This window comes from Flavobacterium sp. CS20 (assembly GCF_018080005.1).
GTDB lineage: Bacteria > Bacteroidota > Bacteroidia > Flavobacteriales > Flavobacteriaceae > Psychroflexus.
Window position 1 is genome coordinate 2,063,904 of the sequence record NZ_CP073015.1, and the last position, 25,521, is coordinate 2,089,424.

Below are 25,521 nucleotides of genomic sequence, written 5' to 3' on the forward strand. Positions count from 1 at the left end.
TTTATAAATCAAATCCAAGTTGAACGCCAATTTTTGAAGCGATTTGCCCAGTAATGCGTTTTTTGATTTCAGGTATTTTTACACTGTTCAACACATTATTGGCAAAAGCAAACATCAGCAATGCACGTGCTTCTTTATGAGGAATACCACGGGTTTTCATATAAAATAAAGCTTCTTTGTCTAACTGTCCAACGGTACAACCGTGGCTACATTTGACATCATCTGCAAAAATCTCGAGTTGAGGTTTTGAGTTTATAGTTGCTTGATCATCGATTAAAATATTGTTGTTGCTTTGATAAGCATCGGTTTTTTGAGCAATTTTATCAACTAAAACCTTACCGTTAAAAACCCCTGTGGATTTTTCAGCAAAAATACCTTTATAGTCTTGATGGCTTTCGCTATGTGGTTTTCTGTGATGCACTAAAGTGTTGTGATCGACGTGTTGTTTGCCTTCAATGATAGTGACTCCTTTTAAAATAGAGTTGATATTGCTACCGTTTTGATAAAAGTTTAAGTTATTTCGAGTCAATTTTCCTCCAAAAGAAAACGTATGCATAGACACTTCAGAATCACGGTCTTGACTGATAAAAGTATTATCAATCAAAGAAGAAGTGATTTTATCATTTTGAATTTTGTAATAATCTATATTGGCATTTTTGCCTGCAAATATTTCAGTTACTGAATTGGTTAAAACCGCATTGTCGGTCAAACTTTGATGGCGTTCTATAATTTGTACTTGAGCGTTGTCTTCAGCTATAATCAAATTGCGCGGTTGAACCATTAAAGCGTGTTCATTGCCTGTAGAAAAGTTTAAAATCTGAATAGGTTTTTCGGCAATAATGTCTTTTGGAATTTTGATGTATGCACCTTCATGAGAAAAAGCCGTATTGAGAGCTGTCAAACTTTCTTGTGGTGCAACTTTGTTAAAATATTTTTTGATAATAGACTTATACTTGGCTTTATTAAGTGCTGAAGACATCAAACACGCATCAAATTTGTCGTGTGTGGTTTGCGATAAATGTGAAGCATAAATCCCATCGATAAATACAATTTGGTAGGTGTCGATATCGTGGACGCAATATTTTTTGATATCGCGATATTCAATGGTTTCTTCCTTTTTAGGAAAAATACTGTAGTCTTCTTTCAAGATAGAATTTAGCGAAGTGTATTTCCAAGCTTCTTGTTTTTTATGAGGAAAACCAGAATGCTCAAAAAATTTTATCGCTTCATTTCTTATATTGTGAATATCGTTTTCCAAATCGATATTTTCTTCAAAAGCCAAATAAGAAGATAGTAATTTTTCTTTAAGTTTCATTTTTAAAAATGTTTCAAGTTTTGTATTTCTCGTTTCTCGTTTCTGGTTTTCCCGAATCGCTTAAGCTCTCGGGATCTTTGACTCGTTTCTGGTTTTTGGTTGTTTGTTATTACAATTGTTTAAATTTATTGCCTTTATGGTCTTTTAATGAGATGTTCAAAATGAATAATTTTCGCCATAATTTTAAACTTTAAATTAGAAACCATAAAACTTTAAGCTATTTGTTCTTCTTTAAGCCAGTCGTAGCCACGGACTTCAAGTTCTTTAGCCAATTCTTTATCGCCAGATTTGATAATTTTTCCATCGACTAACACGTGAACCACATCGGGAATGATATAGTCTAAAAGACGCTGATAGTGAGTAATCACTAAAGTTGCGTTATCTTTGGTTCTCAGCTTATTGACACCGTCGGCAACAAGTTTTAGAGCGTCGATATCAAGACCCGAATCAGTTTCATCGAGAATAGCTAATTTAGGTTCAAGCATAGCCATTTGAAAGATTTCGTTTCGTTTTTTTTCACCACCTGAAAAACTTTCGTTGAGTGAACGCGATAAAAATTTTCTATCCATATTTAGCATAGCCGACTTTTCTCTGATTTTTTTCAGCATTTCATTAGCTGGCATATCTTTTAAACCTTGAGCTTTTCTGATTTGATTGATAGCGGTTTTGATAAAATTGGTTACCGAAACGCCAGGTATTTCAACAGGATATTGAAACGACAAAAATATACCTTTGTGAGCACGTTCGTCAGCTGAAAGTTCAGAGATGTTAGATTTGTCGAATAAAATTTCTCCTTCTGTAACTTCATATTCATCATTGCCTGCTATAACTGAAGCTAAGGTACTTTTGCCAGAACCATTTGGGCCCATAATGGCGTGAACTTCTCCTGGATTAATTTCTAAATTGATCCCTTTGAGAATTTTTTCTCCTTCGACTTCAGCGTGTAGATTAAGTATTTTTAGCATATTTATTCGTTTTGTTTTGAGCTGAATTTAACAACTTTGGTTTCTTTTTTAAGTTCGGGTTTATAAATGCTATCGATAGATTTGATGGTTAAAATCTCATCCCAACCTTCTTCTGTATTAGGATGGAGTTCACCTTTTACAATGACTTTAATCACATCATAATCATCTTTTTTGATGGCATCGACTTTTTTGATTAAACGTTTGGCTTGCTCATCCATTTTGACGCCATAAATAAAACTATTACCATTTAAAACCATGACTGTATCAACATCGATAAATTCGCCGTGATAGGTTTTAAATTGGCTTTCAACAATTTCTTTAGCATTATTTTCATCTGATTTGTTTTTAGAATCAGACTTGCGACTAAATAGAAAGCTAAGCGTAATTAAACTGACAACAAATAATAATTTTAGGTTTTTCATTTTATAAAGATTAAGATTATCCGACTGAACCTTCGAGTGAGATTTCAAGTAATTTTTGAGCTTCAACGGCAAATTCCATTGGCAATTTATTTAAAACTTCTCTGCTAAAACCGTTTACAATCAGAGCAATGGCTTTTTCTGTATCTATACCACGCTGATTGCAATAAAAAATTTGATCTTCACCGATTTTGCTCGTTGTGGCTTCGTGCTCAATTTGAGCCGTTTTATTAGACACTTCTATATAAGGAAAAGTATGTGCACCACATTTATTGCCCATTAGCGATGAATCACATTGAGAAAAGTTTCTTGCATTGTTTGCACGCGGACTCACTTTGACCAAACCGCGATACGAATTTTGAGAACGACCCGCAGAAATACCTTTAGAAATGATTGTCGATTTGGTATTGTTGCCCAAATGAATCATTTTGGTTCCGGTATCCGCTTGTTGAAAATTGTTGGTTAAGGCAATGGAGTAAAATTCTCCAATAGAATTATCGCCTTTTAAAATACAACTCGGGTATTTCCAAGTTACCGCAGAGCCTGTTTCTACTTGTGTCCAACTAATTTTAGCATTTTTTTCGCATAGACCACGTTTGGTAACAAAATTATAAACACCGCCTTTGCCTTCTTTGTTGCCAGGAAACCAATTTTGAACGGTGCTGTATTTTATTTCAGCATTATCGAGAGCAATCAACTCTACTACAGCGACATGCAATTGATTTTCATCACGCATTGGTGCAGTGCGACCTTCAAGGTAACTGACATAACTGGACTCTTCAGCAATAACCAAAGTTCTTTCAAATTGGCCAGTGCCAGCTTGATTGATTCTAAAATAGGTTGACAATTCCATCGGGCATCTTACGCCTTTTGGAATATAGCAAAATGAACCATCGCTAAACACAGCAGAATTTAAAGTCGCAAAAAAATTATCTTTATGTGGCACAACCGTTCCTATATATTTTTTAACTAACTCAGGATGTTCTTTTATGGCTTCAGAAATGGAACAAAAGATGATGCCTTTTTCAGCTAATGTTTTTTTAAAAGTTGTGGTTACAGAAACTGAGTCCATGACCACATCAACAGCAACTCCAGCCAGTTTTTTTTGTTCATCAATTGAAATGCCTAATTTTTTGAATGTATCTAACAATTCAGGATCAACTTCGTCAAGGCTTTCGTATTTTGGTTTTTTGTTTGGGGTAGAATAATAAGAAATGTTTTGATAATCAGGTTTTTCATAACCGACATTTGCCCAGTTAGGTTCTGTCATAGTTTTCCAATGGCGATAAGCTTCAAGACGCCATTGGGTCATCCAATCGGGTTCTTCTTTCTTTTTAGAAATGGCAATAACGATATCTTCATTCAAACCTGGAGGTAAAGTATCTGAATCAATATCGGTATAAAAACCATATTCGTATTCTTTGTTTTTCAGGTCTTTTTCAAGTTGTTGTTCAGTATAAGCCATTTTTAATAGTTTTTAGTCATTAGTAATTAGAGGGTAGTTATATTGAGTGGATTAGCTTGTAGTATTCTACTAACTACCAACTATCTACTACCCACTTATAGGCTAAAGCTTTCACCACATCCGCAAGTTCGTTGTGCATTGGGGTTGTGAAATACAAATCCTTTGCCATTTAAACCACCAGAAAATTCTAAAGTGGTACCGGCAAGGTAAAGAAAACTGCTTTTGTTGACAGCAATTTTTATGTCGTTATCTTCAAAAATTTTATCGTTGTCTTGGTGGTTTTTGTCAAACTTTAATTCGTATGATAAGCCTGAGCAACCACCGCTTTTTACGCCAACCCGCACAAAATGAACTTTGGGATCAAAGCCTTCTTCAGTCATCAGACTGACGAGCCTTGATTTGGCTTGGTTACTTACTTTAATCATAATTAAAACTTATTTAGATTAAATGCAAATATAAGATTTATTAAAGGAAATGTGTTTTGTATTAACATTTTCCTAAAAATGAAAAAAAGGCTACGTTTCCGTAGCCTTTTGAGAACAAAATATTTAATTATAATTAGTTAGTTGCCCAACTAAAGTCAGCTTCTGTAACTGTAGCAGTATCGTAAGTAGCATTAGGGTCACCATCAGCTCCGTCTATTTGGACGTTAGACAATGGACCATTATCTCTCATATCGATAATAGTGTTATAGCCTGTTAATGATAAACCATTAAATGTAGCTCCTGAAGAAGCTTTAAATTGCAATGCTGTACCTGAATTATTAGTATTTTCAGCGACAAAGTTATTGATTGTTGGATTGTTGTTGAAGCCATCTGCTTCTAATGCAGTTGAAAAGTTAGTGTCTGTGTGCTTAACAAATGTATTAGTTAATACACCATCCCAGCCTTCAGTCCAATCTACAGCATCGTCTTCCATATTTAAAGCATAAAAGTTAGTCACATTAGCAGAGCCACCAAAGAACTCAACACCATCGTCTTGACCACCTAATACAGCAATATTTTCTAGTGTAGTTCCTGAGCCAACAGCATAGAGTGTTAAGCCATTAAATTGAGATTCTGGATTAATTTGGGCACCAGTATTTTTCAATACTAAATAGTTAATAGAACCTGAATTGTCTGTAGCATCAGTACCACCGTAAAGGATACCACCAACTTCAGCGACAGCATCTATGCCTTCAGTAGTTATAGCCTTACCAGCAATAACTAAGCCACCCCAAACGCCACTAACGCCTGGTTCCATAACCACTGGGTTAGTTTCAGTTCCATTTATATTAATAGTTCCACCTTTTTGAACGACTAAATAAACATCTGTACCAGTTCCAGTTGTGATATTAGTACCTGCTGGGATAGTTAAAGTTGCTCCATCCTCGACGCTTAAAATACCAGGTAATTGATAATTTACATTAGCATCTAGGGTTTTGTTTCCAGAAATGTTACCAGAAAGCACTTCTGTTACACTACTATCATCTCCAGTTGCCCATTCAAACATGGTTACGTCAACTGTTGCAGGTCCAGTATAACCAAGAGCAGGATCTGCATCAGCCCCATCAATTTGAACATTAGCTAATGGACCATTATCTCTCATATCAACTGATGTCTCATAGCCTGAAAGAGAAATGTTATTAATTGTAGCCCCAGATTGAGCTTTAAATTGTAAAGCAGTACCACCAACAGTAGAAACTGCTGTTAAATTTTGGAGGGTTGGGTTACCATTTTGACCATCTGCTTCAACTGCAGTAGAAAAGTTAGCATCAGTATGCAGAATATAAGCATTAGTTAAAGTACCGTCCCAGCCTTCAGTCCAATCTACAGCATCGTCTTCCATATTTTCTGTATAGAAGTTAGTCACATTAGCAGAGCCACCAAAGAATTCAACACCATCGTCTTGACCACCTAATACAGCAATATTTTCTAGTGTAGTTCCTGAACCAACAGCATAGAGTGTTAAGCCATTAAATTGAGATTCTGGATTAATTTGAGCACCAGTATCTTTCAATATAAGGTAATTAATAGAACCTGAATTGTCTGCAGCATCAGTACCACCGTAAAGGATACCACCAACTTCAGCGACAGCATCTATACCTTCAGTAGTTATAGCCTTACCAGCAATAACTAAGCCACCCCAAACGCCATCTACACCTGGTTCCATAACTACTGGGTTAGCTTCAGTTCCATTTATGTTTATAGTGCCACCTTTTTGAACGACTAAATAAACATCTGTACCAGTTCCTGTTGTGATATTAGTACCTGCTGGGATAGTTAAAGTTGCTCCATCCTCAACGCTTAAAATACCAGGTAATTGATAATTTACAGCGACATCTAAGCTAACATCACCTGTAATGCTACCAGAAAGTATTTCTGATTGATTTCCACTATTTCCAGTTGCCCAGTCAAACATGTTTATGTCAACCGTAGCGGGTCCAGTATAACCCATAGCAGGATCTGCATCAGCCCCATCAATTTGAACATTAGCTAATGGACCATCATCTCTCATATCAACTGATGTCTCATAGCCTGAAAGAGAAATATTATTGATTGTAGCTCCAGATTGAGCTTTAAATTGTAAAGCAGTACCACCAACAGTAGAAACCGCTGTTAAGTTTTGAAGTGTTGGGTTACCATTTTGACCGTCTGCTTCAACTGCAGTAGAAAAGTTAGCATCAGTATGAAGAATATAAGCATTTTCTAAAGTTCCATTCCAGCCTTCAGTCCAATCTACAGCATCATCTTGAAGATTTTCTGCATAAAAATTAGTCACATTAGCAGAGCCACCAAAGAACTCAACACCATCGTCTTGACCACCTAATACAGCAATATTTTCTAGCGTAGTTCCTGAACCAACAGCATAGAGTGTTAAGCCATTAAATTGAGATTCTGGATTGATTTGAGCCCCTGTTTGGCTTAACAATAAATAGCTGATAGAGCCTGAACTATCATTGTCATCAGTACCACCATATAGGATACCTCCAACTTCTGCAACAGCATCAACACCTTCGGTAGTAGTTGCATTACCCGCAATGACTAAACCACCCCAAACACCAGTTCCCCCAGGTTTCATAACTACTGGATTAGATTCTGTACCGTTAATTACGATGTCAGCACCTTTTTGGACTACGATGTAAACATTTGTTCCTGTACCAGTTGTTATACTTGTTCCAGCAGGAATAGTTAAGGTTGCTCCAGATTCAACTGTTAAAATACCATTTAAAGTATAATCTAATGTCGCATCTAGAGTTAAGTTTTCAGTGACAAAATCGCCACCTAACTCGGTATCTTCCCCTTCTATTGGCGGATTTGTTGTGCCATTGTCATCATCACTGCTACAGCTTGTTACCATAAAGGTAAATGCTAAAAGCGTAAGCAAGTAAGCAAAAGATTTAATTGTTGTTTTCATGTTTAAATTAATTTAATTGTTATTTACTGTTTATCAAAATTTATAATTTATACCAAAAGAGATTTGAGCACCTTTTTTGTAAGATCTAACGACTTCTTTTCTTGCAATACCAGTGTTAAGAGGTCTTATGATTTGTGTTTGTTCAATTTCTGGATTTAATAAATTTTTCCCAGAGAGTTGTAAACTTAAATTTTCATTGATGTCTTTTATCACAATAGCATTGAGAATTACGAAACCTTGTTCTACAATTTCTTCATTAAAATATTCATCAGGACTGACTTGATTTTCTGGGTTACCTAATGAGTATATTTTATCAGAAGCAAAGTTTGCAGAAATATTGGCTATAAGTGGATTTTCATTAGTCGTTTCAAATGTTGTATTTAAGTTAAAAATCCAATCCGAAGCACCTTGTAAATCAGTTTTAGTTTTACCATTATATCTAAATGTTCTTAAAAGACGCCTTTCGCCATTAACATCTCCATAAACTTCTTTAAGATCTTGTTCGTGCCACATTCTAGTTGCGTTAAAGTTAAGCTTTAAAGCGTAACCTAAATCTTTGTTTTTACCAATAACATCTAGTTTTGTATCAATTTCTAAACCATATATTTCAGCTTGATCACCTGAGTTAAAGTATGAAAAAATACCTCTTGCTCCTCGCTCTAATACACGGTTGATAGGATCATTGATTTGTTTATAAAATCCAGTTAAAGAAATCAATTGACCTTTTGTCGGAAACATTTCCCATTTTAAGTCTAAGTTATAGTTTTCACTTGCTTCAACTTCAGGATTCCCTTGAGTGACTTGACCTCTTGGGTCAACATATTGAAAAGGTGCAATTTCTTTAAATTCAGGAAGAGTAATGGTTTTACTTGCAGAAAGTCTTAAATTATTTCTTTCGTTTAACTCGTATTTAATATTCACACTTGGTAAGAAGTTATCGTAGTCTTTCGTTGCAGTTCCTGTTCTGCCAGGGTAGTTGTTTACATCCCAATTTGTTTCTATTTCGTCAACCTCATATCTTAGACCTAAATTGAAGTTCCATTTATTCAATTTATAATTTCCAATCATATAACCTGCATATGCGTCTAGTGTTCCATCGTATATGTCTGGTGTTCTGTCTAAAATAGTTAAAAGATTGTTTTCAAAATTTGCTGGAATAAAAACAGCAGAGAGATCATCCAATGATGTTGGGTTTACATTATTTAGGTTTGTTTCTTGAACTCCAATAAACTGCGATAGGAAGTCTCTTTTTTTATGTCTATAATTACCGCCAATATCAAGTCGTAGCCCATTTTCATTATCTACTTCGTCTATATTGGTTATTTTAAATGAGTCATTTATTCTTGCATTTATTTCATCGTCATCAATAAATTGACCACTTTTTCTTTGCTGAAAACCACCAGTTCTTCCAAGCTCTATTGTGTTGTCATCAAAGTTGATTTCATTTCTAATTCTGTTGGGTTCGTCTGCAGTTACAATGTTATAACCAACTGCCCAATCAATTTTGTGATTCCCAAAATTATTTTCTCCTATAAGTTGATTAATCCAAAGTTGAGTTTTTCTTAAATTTTGGTCTCTTATAAATTGAGAAAGACTAGAGTTAGGGTCAACCTCATCAAAAACAACACCTTCACCATTTCTACCTGATTCAAATACATTCCCTTGAAGCTTGTTGATAAACAAACTTGTGAATTTGATGTCATCGTTTTCATTATAACTGTAGCGTAAATCAAGAAGTGCTGAAGTAGTCACGGTTTTTTTGAACTCATTTACATCAGTAAACTTATCTCTAAAGTTATTGTTGTCATACTCCTGAAAGGTTCCTTCTCTGTATTCAAAGTCATTTTTCTGAGATACCGTTAATAAAGTTCTGAAGTTATCCCCAAATTTTTTACCAAGTGTGAAGTCATAGCTAGAGTTGATAGGTGCATCTTCTGTTGACGTATTCCAAGTTTGTTGTGTGATGGCTTGAAGATTAGTGAAATCTTCACTGTGAAAACCCAATGTCACTTCGTCTTCGTAAGCACCAATAAAGAAGTTGTCGGCATCAATTGCTTTTGTGTTAACTCCAGTCTTAAACCCTATAGAATACTCTTCATTACCTACTAACTCTCTAGAAGAAATATCAATATTACCAGATGCTTGATCACCATAAAGATTTGAAGTATAAGCTTTACTTATAGAAATATTAGATACAACTCTTGTTGGGAAAAGGTCTAAATCTATATTTTTCCTTTCCACATCATCAGATGGAATTGGCAATCCATTCATAGTTGTAACCAAATACCTATCACCTAAGCCTCGAATAAAAATATCTCCAGAACCCTCAGAATTAGAAACTCCCGAAATTTTTGTTGTAGCGACTGCTACACTAGAAATCCCCATTTTTGATAATTCAATTGAACCGATACTTTCTTTAATATTGATTGCTCCTTTTTGATCTAATAATAAAGCCACTTCAGAATCTTGCCTAGCTACTGTTGTGATTACAACTTCATCTAAAGTTCTTGCAGTAGCTCCCATTGCAGTATTTACTTCTGTTACTTTGCCTGCCACAACTTCTACATTTTCAACTGTAATGGTTTCATAACCAACGTATGAAAATTCTACGGTATATTTTCCTGGTTGAAGATTACCAATATTGTAAAGTCCATCAGCATCTGTTGTAGTCCCTTTATTTGAACCTTTAAGAACAACATTAGCAAATGGCAAGGGTTCGTTATTGAACTCTTTATCTGTAATTTTACCTACGATGTTTCCTGTAGTTTCTTGAGCCAATACTTGTAAGCTCAATAATCCAATCAAACATAACAGTGAAAACTTTCTCATTCAGAATTATTTTGATGCAAATAAAGCAATTCAACAACTGTAAATGTTTAATTGTATATTATTATGAAATTATGTTATGTTAAATAATCTTTAAGCAACTCGAACAAGTGAATTAGTTAAAACACTGTAAATGTGCGTTTTAATAAATATATAAAAATATAAAAATTTACATAAAATTTACATTGAGTGTATTATAAGTTAACAAAAAGGCGTTTTTGTTTTTTGATTGATAAACTAGTTTTAACATTGATATTAATTTAATGCATAAATTTGCTATGTAAATTTCTTAATCATGAAAAAAAAGAACATTAGCATTCTCATTGTAGATGATGAACCTGATATTTTAGAAATACTCAGTTACAATTTATCTAATGAAGGTTATAAGGTTGAAACTGCTGATAATGGGGCTAAAGCCGTAAAGCTGGCTAAAAAAGTTAAACCTCAACTCATTATTCTCGATGTGATGATGCCTGAAATGGATGGTATTGAAGCTTGTGAGCAGATTAGAAAAATTAAATCCTTAGAAGATACAGTCATCGCATTTTTAACCGCAAGGGGTGAAGATTATTCAATGGTAGCAGGTTTTGAAGCGGGTGCAGACGATTATATTACCAAGCCTATAAAACCCAAGGTGTTAATCAGTAAAGTCAAAGCTTTATTACGCCGTTTTAGATCTGATAAAAAAGAAAAACAAATCTATAAAGTCGGCAATATCACCATCAATAAAGACGAATACAAAGTCATAAAAGATAAAACCGAAATGCCTTTGCCCCGAAAAGAATTTGAACTCTTATCTTTGTTGACCTCAGAACCTGGCAAAGTCTTTAAACGAGAAGATATTCTCGATAGTGTTTGGGGCAACGAAGTGGTGGTTGGTGGCAGAACTATTGATGTGCATATCAGAAAGTTACGCGAAAAACTCGGCGATAAATCGTTTAAAACCATTAAAGGCGTCGGGTATAAGTTTGTAGTCTAAATGGGTGAACAACAATTTAAACGATCTTACAGATTTGCGTTTTTTTCATCGCTTTATATCACTCTATTTTTAAGTTTAACTCTATTACTCATTGAATATTTCTTTTTTGATATCTTATGGCTGAGTGTTTTAATTTTTGCCATAATTGCTTATGTATTGGCTTTTTTGGTCATACAATTGCGCATAGAGCATTTTATATACAAACGCGTAAAAGCCGTTTATGACTCCGTAACTTTACTGGATGCCTCTTCACTTCAAGAACAACGCGTTACTACAGATATGGCAACTTTGACCAAGGAAGTTGAAAAATTTGCTCAAGACAAAAAAATAGAAATTGAAAGTCTTAAAGTTCGTGAAAACTATCGAAAAGAATTTATGGGCAATGTATCTCACGAACTTAAAACGCCACTGTTTACCGTTCAAGGCTATATTTTAACCCTACTTGACGGTGCTTTAAAAGACAAAAAAGTCAGAAAAAAATACCTCAAACGTGCCAGTAAAGGCGTTGATCGTTTGATCTACATCGTCAATGATTTAGATATGATTACAAAACTCGAAACAGGTGACCTGCACCTTTACGAAGAAGAATTTGATATCATTGAAGTTATTAAAAATGTTTTTGAACTTCTGGAGATGAAAGCCGAGAAAAAAGAAATCAATTTAAGTTTTGACAAAGTTTATGAACCTCTTATGGTGAAAGCCGATCAAGAACGCATTCAACAAGTCTTGACGAATTTGATTGTCAACTCCATTAAATACGGAAAACAAGGTGGAACCACAGAAGTCAGTATTGAAAATCTGTCAACTCAAAAAATTTTAGTGAGAATAACCGATAACGGAGAAGGTATAGGAAATGAGCATCTGCCAAGGCTATTTGAACGCTTTTATCGAGTGGACAAAAGTGGTTCAAGAAGCGAAGGCGGTTCAGGACTCGTACTTTCAATTGTCAAACACATTATTGAAGCCCACGATGAAAAAATCTATGTAGAAAGCGACCACGGCGTAGGTAGCGAATTTTCATTTACCCTCAAAAAGGCTGAAAGCATCAATCAAGCTGAGATCTCTACTGAAGATCGAAGCATTTAATCCACTATAAAAATCAATTTCATCTAACTGACTCAACTTAAAATTGTCTTGCTGACAGTAAGGTGCAATATGGTGTCTTTGAAGTCTTTTGGCTAAATATTGTTGTTCAAATTGCCCTGGCGTTGGTATAAAAAGGGCTTTTTTATTAAGCTTAGCCAAATCCATCAAAGTGGTATAACCCGATCTTGCAATGACAACTTTACTCTGTAAGATTATAGTTTCTAAAGGTTTTGCAGTGAGATAATCATAAATTTTAATTTTTGAATCCTCTAAAATATTGTCTTTCCCATCAACCAAACCTCTGACCAAAACAACTTTTCCTTTGTAGTGTTTTAATTCTTCTAAAAGCCTTTTTTCCAGTAAACTTCGTTGTGGTTCTGGGCTAGAAAGCAAGATTAAAATATCGTATTTGATAGGCTCTTTTCTCAATTCAAACCGGCTCAAAACACCGATGTATTTCAGGTTCAGTTTAGAGTGTTTGAGATGACCTAATTTTCCACTTAAATAAGGACGTTCAGCTTTATCTGGCACCCAACATTCATCGTATTTTTTAATATAAAATTGATGCAGTTTAGATGTTAACCAAGTAGAACTGCCAGAAAATACGCGAAGTTGATGTGAAATAACAACTGAAGGAATTTTAGAATGATATAAACCTAACCGATTATCAGCAATGATGCCTTCTATCTCAATTTGTTGAGATAAGTTTTTGATAAAATGCCGTTCTTTTCTGATGCATTTGATAAGTTTAAGGAGCTGAATTATAATTTTAAACTTAAACCAAAAACCACGTTTAGCATATTTGATTTTTAACGAAGGCAACTCATACCATTCCAAATCTGGAAATTCTTCTTTGAGCAAGCTTAGTGCCGCACCATCTGAAGCTAAAACGGGTTTATACCCATCAACCTGAAGTGCTTTGATGATAGGAATACAACGTGTAGCATGACCTAAACCCCAATTGAGCGGTGCAACTAAAACCAAGCCTTTTTGCATTAGATTTTTTTAAGTTTAAAAATTAATTAAATTTACAATTTAAATCTAAACAGTATTGGGCGACAAAAATAAATTACGAAGATTTAAAGATAACGAAACATTCGGCAACGTTATTCAGCCAAGCCGAGAAGAAGTTGTCAATCAGGGTTTTAAATATAAAAGCCATTGGAACGCTTTATATTTTAAAAACACCAACCCTATAATAGTTGAACTCGGTTGTGGCAAAGGTGAATATACAGTTGGTTTAGCAAAAAAATACCAAGATAAAAATTTTATAGGTATCGATATAAAAGGTGCTCGATTTTGGCGTGGTGCAAAAACGGCAATTGAACAAAAAATGAATAACGTCGCCTTTTTAAGAACCCAAATCGAATTAGTGGCTGATGTTTTTGGAGAAAATGAAATTAGCGAAATTTGGATTACCTTTCCAAATCCGCAAATTAAATATAAACGCAGCAAACACCGTATGACCAATCCTGAGTTTTTAGACAAATACAAACATATTCTCAAGCCTGAAGGTATTGTTCATCTAAAAACCGATAGTGAATTTATGCACGGCTATACTTTGGGGATCCTTGAAGGTTTAAATCAAGAAATTTTGTATAGCCATCACGATATTTATGTCAATCATGAAGCTCCAGAAGATGTCGTTGGTATTCAAACGTTTTATGAAAAACAATATTTAGAAAAAGCTAAACCGATAACATATCTAAAATTTAAACTGAACTGAACCTATTTTGCACGAAGTTAACCTGTTTATTATCACCTTTTTTGCGACCTTAGCTGGAGTTATTCCACCTGGGTTAGTCAATATGGAAGTGGCTAAAACCTGTGTTAATGTGAGCATAAAAGCAGGCAAATTCAAAGCCTTTGGTGCAGCAAGTGTTGTGTTTATTCAAGCTTTAATTGCTATACTTATTGCAAAAGCAATATTAAAAAATCCGAGTTTTAAAGATAATATACTATTTGTGGGCATAATCGTTTTGTCTATTTTATTTGTCTATTTTATAATCTCTGCAAGACGACAAAAGTATAGTGCCTTACAACCTAAAAGCACAAAATTGACCCAAAGTTTTTTGAAAGGTGTCTTTATTTCAGGGCTTAATGTTTTTCCTATTCCTTATTTTGTCGTGATATCAACATTGTTTACGCCTCAAAACCATATTGAGTTTTCTTGGACAACCAAACTTGTTTTTTCTTTGTCTCTGCTTTAGGCAGTTTGACTACGTTTTTGTTGTACGTCTATTTTTTTGATAAAATTATCAAGCAAAATCTGTTGTTCAAAAAATATTCAAATTACTTTATGGCAGCGTTGATGTTGTCTTTATTACTAATAACCCTTTATCGATTGTATGGCTAAAACCTCTTCAGATTTTTTTGAAAAAGTTTACGACATTGTGCGTCAAATTCCACAGGGAAAAGTCACAACTTACGGGGCAATTGCCAAAGCACTTGGAGCCGCTAAAAGCTCAAGAACAGTAGGTTATGCCATGAATGCTTCACATCAATACGACGATGTACCAGCTCATCGTGTGGTGAACCGTAATGGAGTTTTAACTGGTAAACATCATTTTCCAGGAACAGATGTTATGCAACAAATGTTGGAAGCTGAAGGCATAAAAATAAAAGATGATAAAATTATCAATTTTGAGCAACATTTGTGGACACCTGAAATTCAGTTTTGATTATACGAATTTTTGAACTTTTAATAAGGATATCCTCATTCTTCTATAAACCACTAAATAGTTGGATTGGAGCCATTCTATTTATAACAAATCCGAAATCTATAACTTTAAATTCTGACTTTCTGTGGAAACCCTAATAATTTGGACTTTAAAATTAAATTTCGAGTTAATGCTTTGGCGTTTTATAAATCAAACTCAACATCAAAGACAACAGGATCATTGCCAAAATCAGGACAAATGACCACCATAGACTACTAAAATCAGCTATAAAACCTAAAAAAACTGGACCGATTAAAAAGCCAATATATCCAGAACCTGCAATTAATGCAATAGCTCGAGATTTTTCTAAATATTGATATCGACCGCCCATTCTAAACAATTCTGGAATCACTACAGAAAGCCCAAACCCGACCAAACCAAAACCGGAAATTGTCCATAAAACATCTTTTAACAACACTAAACCAAACCCTAAAACAGAAGTCAACAAACCAACCACCAAGACTTTTTTACTCCCATAACGATCACTAATGGCATCGCCTAAAAATCGACCTAAGGTCATAAAAACCGAAAAAGACAAAAACCCAATCGCCAACCAAAATGGCTCTGCCTTTGATATATCTTTAAGGTATAATGCACTCCAATCGGCCACAGCACCTTCTGCTCCCATGCAAATAAACCCAATGATGAGTAACACAAATAATGGCTTGATATACCTTAAATCAAATGATGGCGAATTGCTGTGATCCAAATCAATATTGATGTAAAATTTTGAAAAATAAATATTTAAAGCCAAAACCAAAACACACAAAACAAGCACATAACTCAATGGGATGTCTCCAAAATATGCCATACATAAAGCTCCTAAACCTCCGCTTAAAACCCCACCTAAACTAAAAAAACCATGATTTGCTGACATGATATTAACATCTTGTATTTGTTCTATTTGTGAAACTAAAGTATTCATCCCAATATCAATAAATCCTGTGCTGAGTCCAAGAATAAATAAAGCTACACATAAAATCACATAAGAAGAAACAAGATATGACTCTAAAAAACTTAACCCAACAAAAATTATACCCAGTAAACAGGCTTTGCCTAAACCAAAACGCTTGATGAGATTTGGGGTAATCAAAAGCATTATAAACGTCCCTAATCCAAAACATAAAATGGCAATACCTAACTCGGCTTCAGAAAATCCAATTCTAGATTTTATCTGAGGAATACTCACAGCCCAAGTTCCTACACACAAATTGAGTGATAGAAAAATAAATGCTGGAGCGAAATAATACTTAGATTTTAAAATTAAACCAAGTGCTTTCATAGGAAAATATAAAGCTTAAATATAGGAGAAAATTTATAAGTCTTCACACTTAATTATCATTCTACATCACACGACCAATTTTGTCTGAGATCAGCATTTCTAATTTTTTGTAGTCTTTGGTTTCCATCAAAACTTCAATATGGCTCTCCTGAACATTTTCTTTTATACTATAACTTAAATCTTCAATTTTTTTTTGAATCAATAATCGGCGTAGGTTCAAGATGGTTTGTGTTACTTCTTTAGGGTCAATGTCTTCTTTTGGAGTAACAAATATGTTTTTGTCTTCCCAACGGTGTAAATTATGACTTTCATTGTCAAGCAAAGCTGAAGATATTTCAGCATTAATGTCTTGGTTGTCTTGTGATGATAAACTTTTATGATCTATGGATTGATACTTTGAATATTGTTCACAAATCAATTCATATATGGTCTTAAATATTGGGTTTGTAAATTCAATTTCATCTTCTTGCAATTCCATATAAATTTTATTGAAGACTATTTCCTCATTTTTTTCAGTAGCCAACTCAAGTTCACCTTCATCATTTTCTTTGAGAAGATAATCTACAAACTCCGCTTTTTGATTGCCATAACGCAACAACAAACTGATAATGATGCGTTCTAACTCTTCTTGTTGATTGACTTTTTTTTGTGAAGCAGGTTCTTGAGTAACCACTGCCATTTGTTGATTTTGACGGCTTTGTCTTTCAGTGCGTCGGGCTTCTTTTTCGTTTCTGGTTTTAATCTGAGCCAAAGTGCTAAATAAAACCTCTTCAGAAACTTGCATGATTTCTGCACAAGTTTTTACATACAATTCTTGTTGGATAAGATCAGGAATTTTAGCAATGCTGTTGATAATGTCGCGAGTAACTGCCGCTTTTTGGCTTGGGTCATCTTTTGCTGTAGCATTGAGCAGTTGAGCTTTATAGCGTATAAAATCTTTAGAGTTTTCTTCTAAATAGGCTTTGATTTCCTCTTGACTATGAGCTTTAGCAAAACTATCTGGGTCTTCACCTTCGGGAAAGCTACAAACTTTGACTTGCATATCTTGCTCCAAAATCATATCAATTCCTCGAATTGAGGCTCGAATTCCTGCATCGTCTCCGTCGAATAAAACTGTAATATTAGGAGTGAGCCGCTGAATAAGTCTAATTTGTTGCTCGGTTAATGCCGTTCCAGATGAAGAGACAACATTTTTAATTCCCGCTTGATGAAACTGAATCACATCGGTATAACCTTCTACAAGATAGCAATTGTCAGCTTTGGCAATTTCAGCTTTGGCTTGATACAAACCATACAAAACCTTACTCTTGTGGTAAACCTCGCTTTCTGGTGAGTTGAGATATTTTGCTGTTTTTTTGTCCTGCGACAAAATACGACCACCAAACCCGAGAACACGCCCAGTGAGTGAGTGAATAGGGAAAATGACTCTGCCACGAAATCGATCAAATTTTTTATCGTCTTTAACAACAGTCAGACCTGTTTTTTCTAAAAACTCAAGTTTGTAGCCTTTGCTGATGGCTTTGTCAGTAAGTGCTTGCCAAGCTTCTGGCGAATAACCTAATTTAAAAGTTTTTATGCTGTCTTCATTAAAACCACGTTCTTTAAAATAACTTAAACCCACAGACCGACCTTCGTCGGTTTTCATCATTTGATTAACAAAAAAATCTTGTGCAAAACTATTAACCAAATACATGCTCTCACGCTCGCTGCTGCTTCTTTTTGCTCGTCGGTTTGTTCGGTTTCTTCTATTTCAATATTGTATTTTTTGGCGAGATATTTGATGGCTTCGGGATACGAAAAATGCTCGTGCTCCATGATAAAGGAAATGGCATTGCCACCTTTGCCACTCGAAAAATCTTTCCATATTTGCTTAACAGGAGACACCATAAAACTCGGCGTGCGTTCGTCTGTAAAGGGACTTAAACCTTTAAAATTACTCCCGGATTTTTTTAGTTGAACAAAATCGCCTATCACCTCTTCAACCCGAGCGGCGTCAAGAACGTTTTGGATGGAGGATTGGGAAATCATCAGGTTTTATTTTAGTCAAATGTAAAGATAAAACATCCTCAAAAATAACATCATTATTTAAGAACCAAATAAAAAACTAAACATCTAATTCCAAAACCACCTGATTTCTTACCAAATCTTCAAAAGTTTCTCGTTGGCGAATCAAATGGGCTTTGCCTTTATGCCATAACACTTCAGCAGGTCTAAATCTAGAATTATAATTACTAGCTATAGTTTGACAGTAAGCACCAGCATTTTTAAAAGCCAAAATATCACCTTCACTGATTTCGCTGATCATTTTGTTGTTGGCAAACGTATCGGTTTCACAGATGTAACCCACAACAGAATAAAATCGTTTTTTACGATCAGGATGCGAAACGTTGATAATATCGTGTTGTGCACCATAAAGCATCGGACGAATTAAATGATTGAAACCCGAGTCAACTTGTGCAAAAACCGTTGATGTGGTTTGCTTAACAACATTCACTTTCACTAAAAAAAATCCAGCTTCACTCACCAAAAATTTACCTGGTTCAAAGGCTAAAGCCAACTCACGGCTATAAGATTTGCAAAATGCATTAAAACGCTTAGTGAGTTTTTTGCCCAATTCATCAATATCGGTTTGAATATCGTTGTCGTGATAAGGCACTTTAAAACCGCTACCAAAATCTAAAAACTCTAAATCCTTGAAATTTTCTGCGACTTCAAACAAAATTTCAGTCGCATGCAGAAACACATCAATATCTAAAATATCACTTCCCGTATGCATATGAACGCCGTTGATGTGCATTTTGGTGTTTTCTACAATACGTAAAATATGTGGCATTTGGTGAATAGAAATCCCAAATTTAGAATCGATATGTCCGACAGAAATATTGGTGTTACCACCAGCCATCACATGCGGATTGATACGAATACAAACTGGCACCTCAGGATGTTTTGTACCAAACTGTTCTAAAACTACAAGATTGTCTATATTGATTTGAACCCCTAAGCCTATCGCTTCTTCAAGCTCTTCAATTGAAACACCATTAGGCGTATAAATAATTTTAGAAGGCTCAACACCAGCTTCTATACCGAGTTTAACTTCTTGAATAGAAACCGTATCTAAACCACTACCTAATTGATTGAAAAGCTTCAGAACACTCAAATTTGAAAGCGCTTTAACAGCGTAATGCAAACGCAAATTTTCTACATTTTTAAAAGCATTAGTCAAGCGTTTGTATTGTGAAATAATTTTTTTACTGTCATAAACATAAACAGGACTTCCAAATTCTTCGGCAATGTGAACTAAATCTTGTGTTTTCATTTTTTTAAAATATTAAACTAAAAACCCCACCAAACTGGCAGGGTTTCAAAAGTATTGAAATTTCTGCAAAGTTAAGCATTAAAATATTTGCTTTGCCAAATCGCCGTATTAAAATTTTTACCTTTAGCAAATCCATAATAAATTGCCATTCCCAATAACCATTTAAACATAAAAATAAATAAAAGGAAAAATTCTGTGTTAGAATTTTCGTTCATAAAAAGACCATTCGGCACTAATGATGTGATAATTAAACTCAACGCAAACATTGAAAAAACAAAATTTTCTAAGGTTTTGACTGGCCAAACCAAAAACCTGCGTAAAGGATGTAAATCGTCACCCCATTTGTGGATAAAATAATAGTAGTCATTTCCCATTGATGCCATTAAAATAGGATCATCAGCGTTTTTTAATTTAAATAATTTTGATGGTGCTATGATTTTAAAGCCTTTTAATTCTGTATGGTGTTCAGTATTAAGGCGTTTGATTTCTTGTATTGCTTCCTGTGGCAAATCACCTTTAAATAAGTTAGAATTTAAAAACCGCAAACGGTAATTCACACATATTTTTTCAATCTGAGAGATATGATAAATGCGTTTGGTGTCTAAATCGTCAAATACAAAATCATTCACATCATCATCAGAATCTATGTTTTTTAAAACTTGCTTTCTAATGTTTTCATCCTCATTTTGAAGTTGATTTAAAAAACTCTTTACATCATCCAAAAGCTTATCTTCATTTGCTTTAGAACGTTCTTTATCTAATTTTTTTAATAAATTAAGCCTTTTCATCTTTCAATTTTTTATAAAACTATAAACTACTTTTTATTTGTGCAACAGAATTTTTAAAATTTAACGTCCGTTAAGTAGATATTTAATTAGAATTGATAATTCGGTTTTTAATTTTAAAAAAATAGACAATGTTTAAGACATGTGTTTTATATTTGAGAATTTAAGTTAAAATGTATGAGCAAGACTTCACAAGAATTTGATGATGTAATCAAAAAATGCAGAGAACTTTTTATAAAAAAAATGTCTGATTACGGTAGTGCGTGGCGTATTTTAAGATTACCATCACTGACCGATCAAATTTTTATCAAGGCCTAGCGCATCAGAAGTTTGCAAGACGGTAAACCTCAAAAAGTTGCCGATGATATAGAAGGTGAATTTATTGGTATTATCAATTATTCGGCTATGGCTTTGATTCAACTTAAAAAAGGCGTAGCTCAACAACCCGATTTAGACGTTGAAGAAGCCACAAAACTTTACGATCAAGTGGTCAAAGACACGAAGGCTTTGATGGAAAACAAAAACCACGATTACGGTGAAGCTTGGCGAGATTTGCGTGTGAGTTCGCTTACCGATTTAATTTTACAAAAACTATTGAGAGTCAAACAAATAGAAAACAACAAAGACCAAACTCAAGTCAGTGAAGGTGTTGATGCCAACTATCAAGATATGCTGAACTATGCTGTATTTGCTTTAATATTAATGAAAGAATCAAAATAATGAAGTTATGAAATATATCTATCAAATTGCAAGAATAATAGTAGGAGCTTTATTCATTTTCAGTGGATATGTTAAGCTCGTTGACCCTTTGGGTTTTTCGTATAAGCTAGAAGAATATTTTGGTCCTGGTGTTTTTGAATTAGAATTTTTAGTCCCATTAGCATTGCCTCTATCAGTTTTTATCGTAATTTTTGAATTGCTTCTCGGTCTAACTTTATTACTCGGTTTTGCTCCTAAATTCACACGATGGAGCTTGTTATTGATGATTATCTTTTTTACGTTTTTAACCTTTTATTCGGCTTTTTTCAATAAAGTAACAGATTGTGGATGTTTTGGTGATGCTATTCCATTAAATCCTTGGCAATCATTTTATAAAGACCTGATTTTATTGGTTTTAATTCTATTTATTTTCTTTAAAAAACAATATCTCAAACCCATTCTGCCAAAATCTGTGGCGTTTGTGGTGTTTTTAATTGCGTTTGTGGTTAGTGGATATTTAAGCTATTATGGCTTAAACCATTTACCTGTTGTGGATTTTAGACCATACCACATCGGTGCCAACATTCCCGAGTCGATGACTGTGCCAGAAGGTGCACAAAAAGCTGTTTATAATTATCATTGGAAATTTAATATTGACGGTGAAGAAAAAACCATAACCACTCAAGGCAGTTATCCACAAGTTGACGGCGAACTTATTGAATATGAAACTGAGCTTGTTGATGAAGGTTATATTCCGCCAATTCACGATTTTTCATTAGAAAAAAACGGAGAAGATTATACCGAAGAATTGATGGCTGAACCTCAATTGCTTATGATAGCATCTTATAATTTATCTAAAAGCGAAATTGAAGCTTGGAAAGCGATTCAACTTGTTCTTGAAAAAGCAAAATCAAAAGGCTATAAGCTGATTGTGTTGACTTCATCAGGCATAAAAGCACAAAACATAATAAATGAACAATTACAAACCGAGCTCGATTTTTACTTTGCAGATGAAACCGCTATCAAAACCATTGTGCGTTCTAACCCTGGGTTATTAGTTTTGAACAAAGGTACCATCAAACAAAAAGTGCATTGGCATGATGCTGAAGATTTAGAGTTTTAGATTACGCTCAATCAGAGTTTAAAATATACAACTTTGCTGATTTTATTATTTAAAAGAATAGGCTACGCATTACTCACCTTATTTGGTGTGGTCACGGTTATATTTTTTATGTTTTCGGTATTGCCTGGAGACCCAGCTCAAATGATGTTAGGTCAAAACCAATCGCAAGAACAAATTGATAAAATCAAACAAAAATATGGTTTTGATCAACCTATTTCAGTGCAGTATTTATACTATTTAAATGATTTATCGCCATTATCCATTCATAAAAAAGATGACAATCATTACACTTCGTTAAGTTCAAATAAATATAAAGCAACACAATTATTTAGTATTTCAAATTACGAAATCGCTCTCAAAACGCCATATTTAAGAGAATCATTTCAGCAAAATGGTCGAACTGTAGCTTCAATTATTGCTGAAACTTTGCCTAATACCGCTATTTTGGCTATCAGTGCGATTACGATTGCATTACTCGTAGGAATTTTACTCGGTATTTTTTCAGCTATTTTCCAAGACACGGTTTTAGATAAAAGTATTCAACTGCTAAGCACCTTAGGGATGAGCTTGCCTTCTTTTTTCAGTGCTATTTTATTTGCTTGGTTTTTTGCTTATGTACTTAAAGATTTAACGGGTTTAAACATGACAGGAAATCTTTATGAATTAGATGATTTTGGTGAGCAAAGACATTTGATTTTAAAAAATTTACTGCTTCCTGCTGTGGTGCTTGGCATTAGACCTTTGGCGGTTGTCTCACAATTGATGAGAAATGCTTTATTAGAACAGTTGCAAGAAGATTACATCAGAACCGCACGTGCCAAAGGGCTTTCTGAGTTTAATATCATTTACAAACACGCACTTAAAAACGCATTAAATCCTGTGATTACTGCTATTTCAGGTTGGTTTGCATCAATGCTTGCTGGAGCCGTTTTCGTTGAATATATTTTTGGTTGGAATGGTTTGGGAAAAGAAATTGTTAACGCTTTAGAAACCTTAGATTTACCAATTATTATGGGTGCTGTGCTTATCATTGCACTTATGTTTATCATTATCAATATATTTGTAGATATAATTTACACTTGGCTCGACCCAAGAATTAGATATTCTACTTAACCTAAATAAAAATATGATGAGAAAACACATTGTTGCTGGAAACTGGAAAATGAACAAAACCCTTGAAGAGTCTCAACAACTCACAAAAGAATTAACCACTAAAGTGCCTAAAAATACTAAAGTTGAAGTGGTTATTGCACCGACATTTCCAAATTTATATTCCGTTAACGAATTGATAAAAAATTCTAATATTTCACTTGCGGCTCAAAACGTGCATTTTGCTGATAGCGGTGCTTTTACAGGTGAAGTCAGCACAGATATGTTGAGTAGTGTTGGCGTTTCAACGGTGATTATTGGACATAGCGAACGCCGTTCTATTTTTAACGAAAGTCACGAACTATTAGCACAAAAATCATCTAAAGTGGTTCAATCTGGAATGCAGTTGATGTTTTGTATTGGCGAAGTTCTAGAAGACAGAAAAAACAACAAACATTTTGATGTAGTGAAACAACAACTTGAAGATTCTGTTTTTCAATTGAGCAAAGATGAATTCAAACAAGTGGTTTTAGCTTATGAACCTGTTTGGGCTATCGGCACTGGCGAAACCGCTTCCCCAGAACAAGCCCAAGAAATGCACGCGTTTATACGTTCGCTTTTGGTTGAAAAGTATAATCAAGAAACGGCTGAAAATACGTCGATTTTATACGGCGGTAGCGTGAAGCCTAACAACGCCAAAGAAATTTTTTCTCAACCCGATGTCGATGGCGGTTTAATCGGTGGTGCTTCGTTAGAAGCAGATGATTTTGTGAGTATAATCAAGGCTTTCTAAAGTTTTAAAAATGACATACACGGAAGTTCGTTTTAAAATAAAACCTAAAGAAGAAGGCACACAAATTTTAATCGCTCAACTCGACGAACTCGGTTTTGAAAGTTTTGTTGAAGAAAACAATCAGCTTAAGGCTTACATTAAAACTGAACACTTATCAACTCTAAACATTGATGATTGTCAAATATTTCACAATTCAGATTTTGAGTTGAGTTACACATTGCACGATATTGAAGATGTCAATTGGAATCAAACTTGGGAAGATAATTTTAAACCCGTTTACATCACTTCAAACTGTGTGATAAGAGCTCCATTTCACAAGGCTTTTAATGTTGAACATGAATTGATCATCGAACCTAAAATGTCTTTTGGCACAGGTCATCATCCTACAACACATATGATGATGGAAATGCTCCTCGAAGAAAATTTAAAACATCTTTCGGTTCTCGATATGGGTTGTGGCACTGGCGTTTTATCAATTCTATCAGAAAAACTGGGTGCAAAACATATTTTAGCTATTGATATTGACGAATGGTGTTTTATCAATACTTTAGAAAATAAAGACCGAAATCAATGTAAAAATATCACTGTAAAACAAGGTGGCGAAGAACTAATTGAAGGTCAATTTGATGTGGTGTTAGCCAATATCAACAGAAACATACTTTTAGAACAGTTACCTGTTTATAATCGACATTTAAAGAAAGGTGGCAAAGTTTTTTTAAGCGGATTTTACGAAAATGATTTAAGCAAAATTGATGATGTTTGCCAAGAATTAGACTTAAATTGTGTTAAATACCAATTAAAAAACGACTGGATTTGTGCAAAATATATGAAAAATTAATTTTGGACTATTATATTTGCAGTATGAGTCAAAAAGAACAAATACAAGAAGATGTTGTCTTAGAAGAACAGATTTCAAAAGAACACGAAATCATTGTTTATAATGACGAAGTCAACACATTTGACCATGTCATTGAAACATTGATTCAAGCCTGTGATCACGATCCTATCCAAGCTGAACAATGCACAATCCTTATTCACTACAAAGGTAAATGTGCTGTAAAATCAGGTACATACAAAGACTTAAAACCCCGATGTTCTAAGATTTTGGATGAAGGAATCAATGCTGAGATTGTTTAAATAACGAGAGTTCGACTAATCAAATTTACGGCAGTCAGGATAGAGAAAGAATTGTATTGATGTCAAATTATACCAATCTGAAAGAATAATGTCATTAAAAAAAGCATAATACCGATGTATCAGCCT

At 34.3% G+C, this 25,521-nt stretch carries 21 protein-coding genes and 2 pseudogenes; 11 read left to right on the top strand and 12 right to left on the bottom strand.

Annotated features, from left to right (window positions below; genetic code table 11):
• Position 1: 1 nt before the first annotated feature.
• The 7 genes from sufD to IGB25_RS09785 form a co-directional block, all read right to left on the bottom strand.
• Positions 2-1,315, bottom strand: a complete 1,314-nt coding sequence (sufD, locus tag IGB25_RS09755; protein WP_211064843.1) for a Fe-S cluster assembly protein SufD — start codon at positions 1,313-1,315, stop codon at positions 2-4.
• A 212-nt stretch (positions 1,316-1,527) separates the two neighbouring features.
• Positions 1,528-2,280, bottom strand: a complete 753-nt coding sequence (gene sufC, locus IGB25_RS09760) for a Fe-S cluster assembly ATPase SufC (protein WP_211064844.1) — start codon at positions 2,278-2,280, stop codon at positions 1,528-1,530.
• Between the two features lie 2 nt (positions 2,281-2,282).
• Positions 2,283-2,702 carry a hypothetical protein gene (locus IGB25_RS09765; RefSeq protein WP_211064845.1) on the bottom strand — a complete coding sequence of 140 codons (420 nt, stop codon included), beginning with the start codon at positions 2,700-2,702 and terminating at the stop codon, positions 2,283-2,285.
• Between the two features lie 16 nt (positions 2,703-2,718).
• Positions 2,719-4,164, bottom strand: coding sequence for a Fe-S cluster assembly protein SufB (gene sufB, locus IGB25_RS09770; protein ID WP_211064846.1), 1,446 nt, complete (start codon positions 4,162-4,164; stop codon positions 2,719-2,721).
• A gap of 95 nt (positions 4,165-4,259) precedes the next feature.
• Positions 4,260-4,589, bottom strand: a complete 330-nt coding sequence (locus tag IGB25_RS09775; protein ID WP_211064847.1) for an iron-sulfur cluster assembly accessory protein — start codon at positions 4,587-4,589, stop codon at positions 4,260-4,262.
• A 133-nt stretch (positions 4,590-4,722) separates the two neighbouring features.
• A complete protein-coding gene (locus IGB25_RS09780; protein ID WP_247653475.1) occupies positions 4,723-7,560 on the bottom strand; it encodes a hypothetical protein in 2,838 nt (945 codons plus the stop codon).
• 33 nt (positions 7,561-7,593) lie between these two features.
• On the bottom strand, positions 7,594-10,389 hold the full coding sequence (locus tag IGB25_RS09785; protein ID WP_211064848.1) for a TonB-dependent receptor: 2,796 nt from the start codon (positions 10,387-10,389) through the stop codon (positions 7,594-7,596).
• A gap of 292 nt (positions 10,390-10,681) precedes the next feature.
• On the opposite strand from IGB25_RS09785, the gene IGB25_RS09790 reads away from it, so the two are divergent.
• A complete protein-coding gene (locus IGB25_RS09790) occupies positions 10,682-11,365 on the top strand; it encodes a response regulator transcription factor (protein ID WP_211064849.1) in 684 nt (227 codons plus the stop codon).
• Complete coding sequence (locus IGB25_RS09795) at positions 11,366-12,451, top strand: cell wall metabolism sensor histidine kinase WalK (RefSeq protein ID WP_211064850.1); 1,086 nt, start codon at positions 11,366-11,368, stop codon at positions 12,449-12,451.
• On the opposite strand, the gene IGB25_RS09800 is transcribed toward IGB25_RS09795, so the two are convergent.
• Entirely contained in the window at positions 12,383-13,447 is a 1,065-nt protein-coding gene (locus IGB25_RS09800; protein WP_211064851.1) for a glycosyltransferase, read from the bottom strand. The two genes, IGB25_RS09795 and IGB25_RS09800, sit on opposite strands and share 69 nt — an antisense overlap.
• A gap of 55 nt (positions 13,448-13,502) precedes the next feature.
• Here IGB25_RS09800 and trmB point away from each other — a divergent pair, with 55 nt between their 5' ends.
• From trmB to IGB25_RS09815, 3 genes are all read left to right on the top strand, one after another.
• Complete coding sequence (gene trmB / locus IGB25_RS09805) at positions 13,503-14,177, top strand: tRNA (guanosine(46)-N7)-methyltransferase TrmB (protein ID WP_211064852.1); 675 nt, start codon at positions 13,503-13,505, stop codon at positions 14,175-14,177.
• A gap of 7 nt (positions 14,178-14,184) precedes the next feature.
• Complete coding sequence (locus tag IGB25_RS09810) at positions 14,185-14,661, top strand: LysE family transporter (RefSeq protein ID WP_211064853.1); 477 nt, start codon at positions 14,185-14,187, stop codon at positions 14,659-14,661.
• Positions 14,662-14,799: 138 nt separating this feature from the next.
• Positions 14,800-15,132 (top strand): MGMT family protein, encoded by a 333-nt coding sequence (locus IGB25_RS09815; protein WP_211064854.1) that lies wholly within the window; start codon positions 14,800-14,802, stop codon positions 15,130-15,132.
• 166 nt (positions 15,133-15,298) lie between these two features.
• Here the strand turns inward: IGB25_RS09815 and IGB25_RS09820 are convergent, their stop codons facing one another.
• From IGB25_RS09820 to IGB25_RS09835, 4 genes and pseudogenes are all read right to left on the bottom strand, one after another.
• A complete protein-coding gene (locus tag IGB25_RS09820) occupies positions 15,299-16,453 on the bottom strand; it encodes an MFS transporter (RefSeq protein WP_211064855.1) in 1,155 nt (384 codons plus the stop codon).
• Positions 16,454-16,514: 61 nt separating this feature from the next.
• A pseudogene (dnaG, locus tag IGB25_RS09825) lies at positions 16,515-18,481 on the bottom strand (DNA primase).
• A 76-nt stretch (positions 18,482-18,557) separates the two neighbouring features.
• On the bottom strand, positions 18,558-19,769 hold the full coding sequence (lysA, locus tag IGB25_RS09830) for a diaminopimelate decarboxylase (protein ID WP_211064856.1): 1,212 nt from the start codon (positions 19,767-19,769) through the stop codon (positions 18,558-18,560).
• A 71-nt stretch (positions 19,770-19,840) separates the two neighbouring features.
• The gene (locus tag IGB25_RS09835; RefSeq protein ID WP_211064857.1) at positions 19,841-20,557 is read right to left on the bottom strand and encodes a hypothetical protein; all 717 of its coding nucleotides are present in this window, start codon (positions 20,555-20,557) and stop codon (positions 19,841-19,843) included.
• A 174-nt stretch (positions 20,558-20,731) separates the two neighbouring features.
• Here IGB25_RS09835 and IGB25_RS09840 point away from each other — a divergent pair.
• From IGB25_RS09840 to IGB25_RS09865, 6 genes and pseudogenes are all read left to right on the top strand, one after another.
• Positions 20,732-21,274 (top strand): annotated as a pseudogene (locus IGB25_RS09840) (DUF1599 domain-containing protein).
• Positions 21,275-21,281: 7 nt separating this feature from the next.
• A complete protein-coding gene (locus tag IGB25_RS09845; RefSeq protein ID WP_211064858.1) occupies positions 21,282-22,376 on the top strand; it encodes a BT_3928 family protein in 1,095 nt (364 codons plus the stop codon).
• Positions 22,377-22,409: 33 nt separating this feature from the next.
• The gene (locus IGB25_RS09850) at positions 22,410-23,489 is read left to right on the top strand and encodes an ABC transporter permease (protein WP_247653476.1); all 1,080 of its coding nucleotides are present in this window, start codon (positions 22,410-22,412) and stop codon (positions 23,487-23,489) included.
• 16 nt (positions 23,490-23,505) lie between these two features.
• Positions 23,506-24,258 (top strand): triose-phosphate isomerase, encoded by a 753-nt coding sequence (gene tpiA / locus IGB25_RS09855; RefSeq protein WP_211066897.1) that lies wholly within the window; start codon positions 23,506-23,508, stop codon positions 24,256-24,258.
• A gap of 10 nt (positions 24,259-24,268) precedes the next feature.
• A complete protein-coding gene (prmA, locus tag IGB25_RS09860) occupies positions 24,269-25,096 on the top strand; it encodes a 50S ribosomal protein L11 methyltransferase (RefSeq protein WP_211064859.1) in 828 nt (275 codons plus the stop codon).
• A gap of 23 nt (positions 25,097-25,119) precedes the next feature.
• A complete protein-coding gene (locus IGB25_RS09865; protein WP_211064860.1) occupies positions 25,120-25,395 on the top strand; it encodes an ATP-dependent Clp protease adaptor ClpS in 276 nt (91 codons plus the stop codon).
• Positions 25,396-25,521 lie beyond the last annotated feature (126 nt).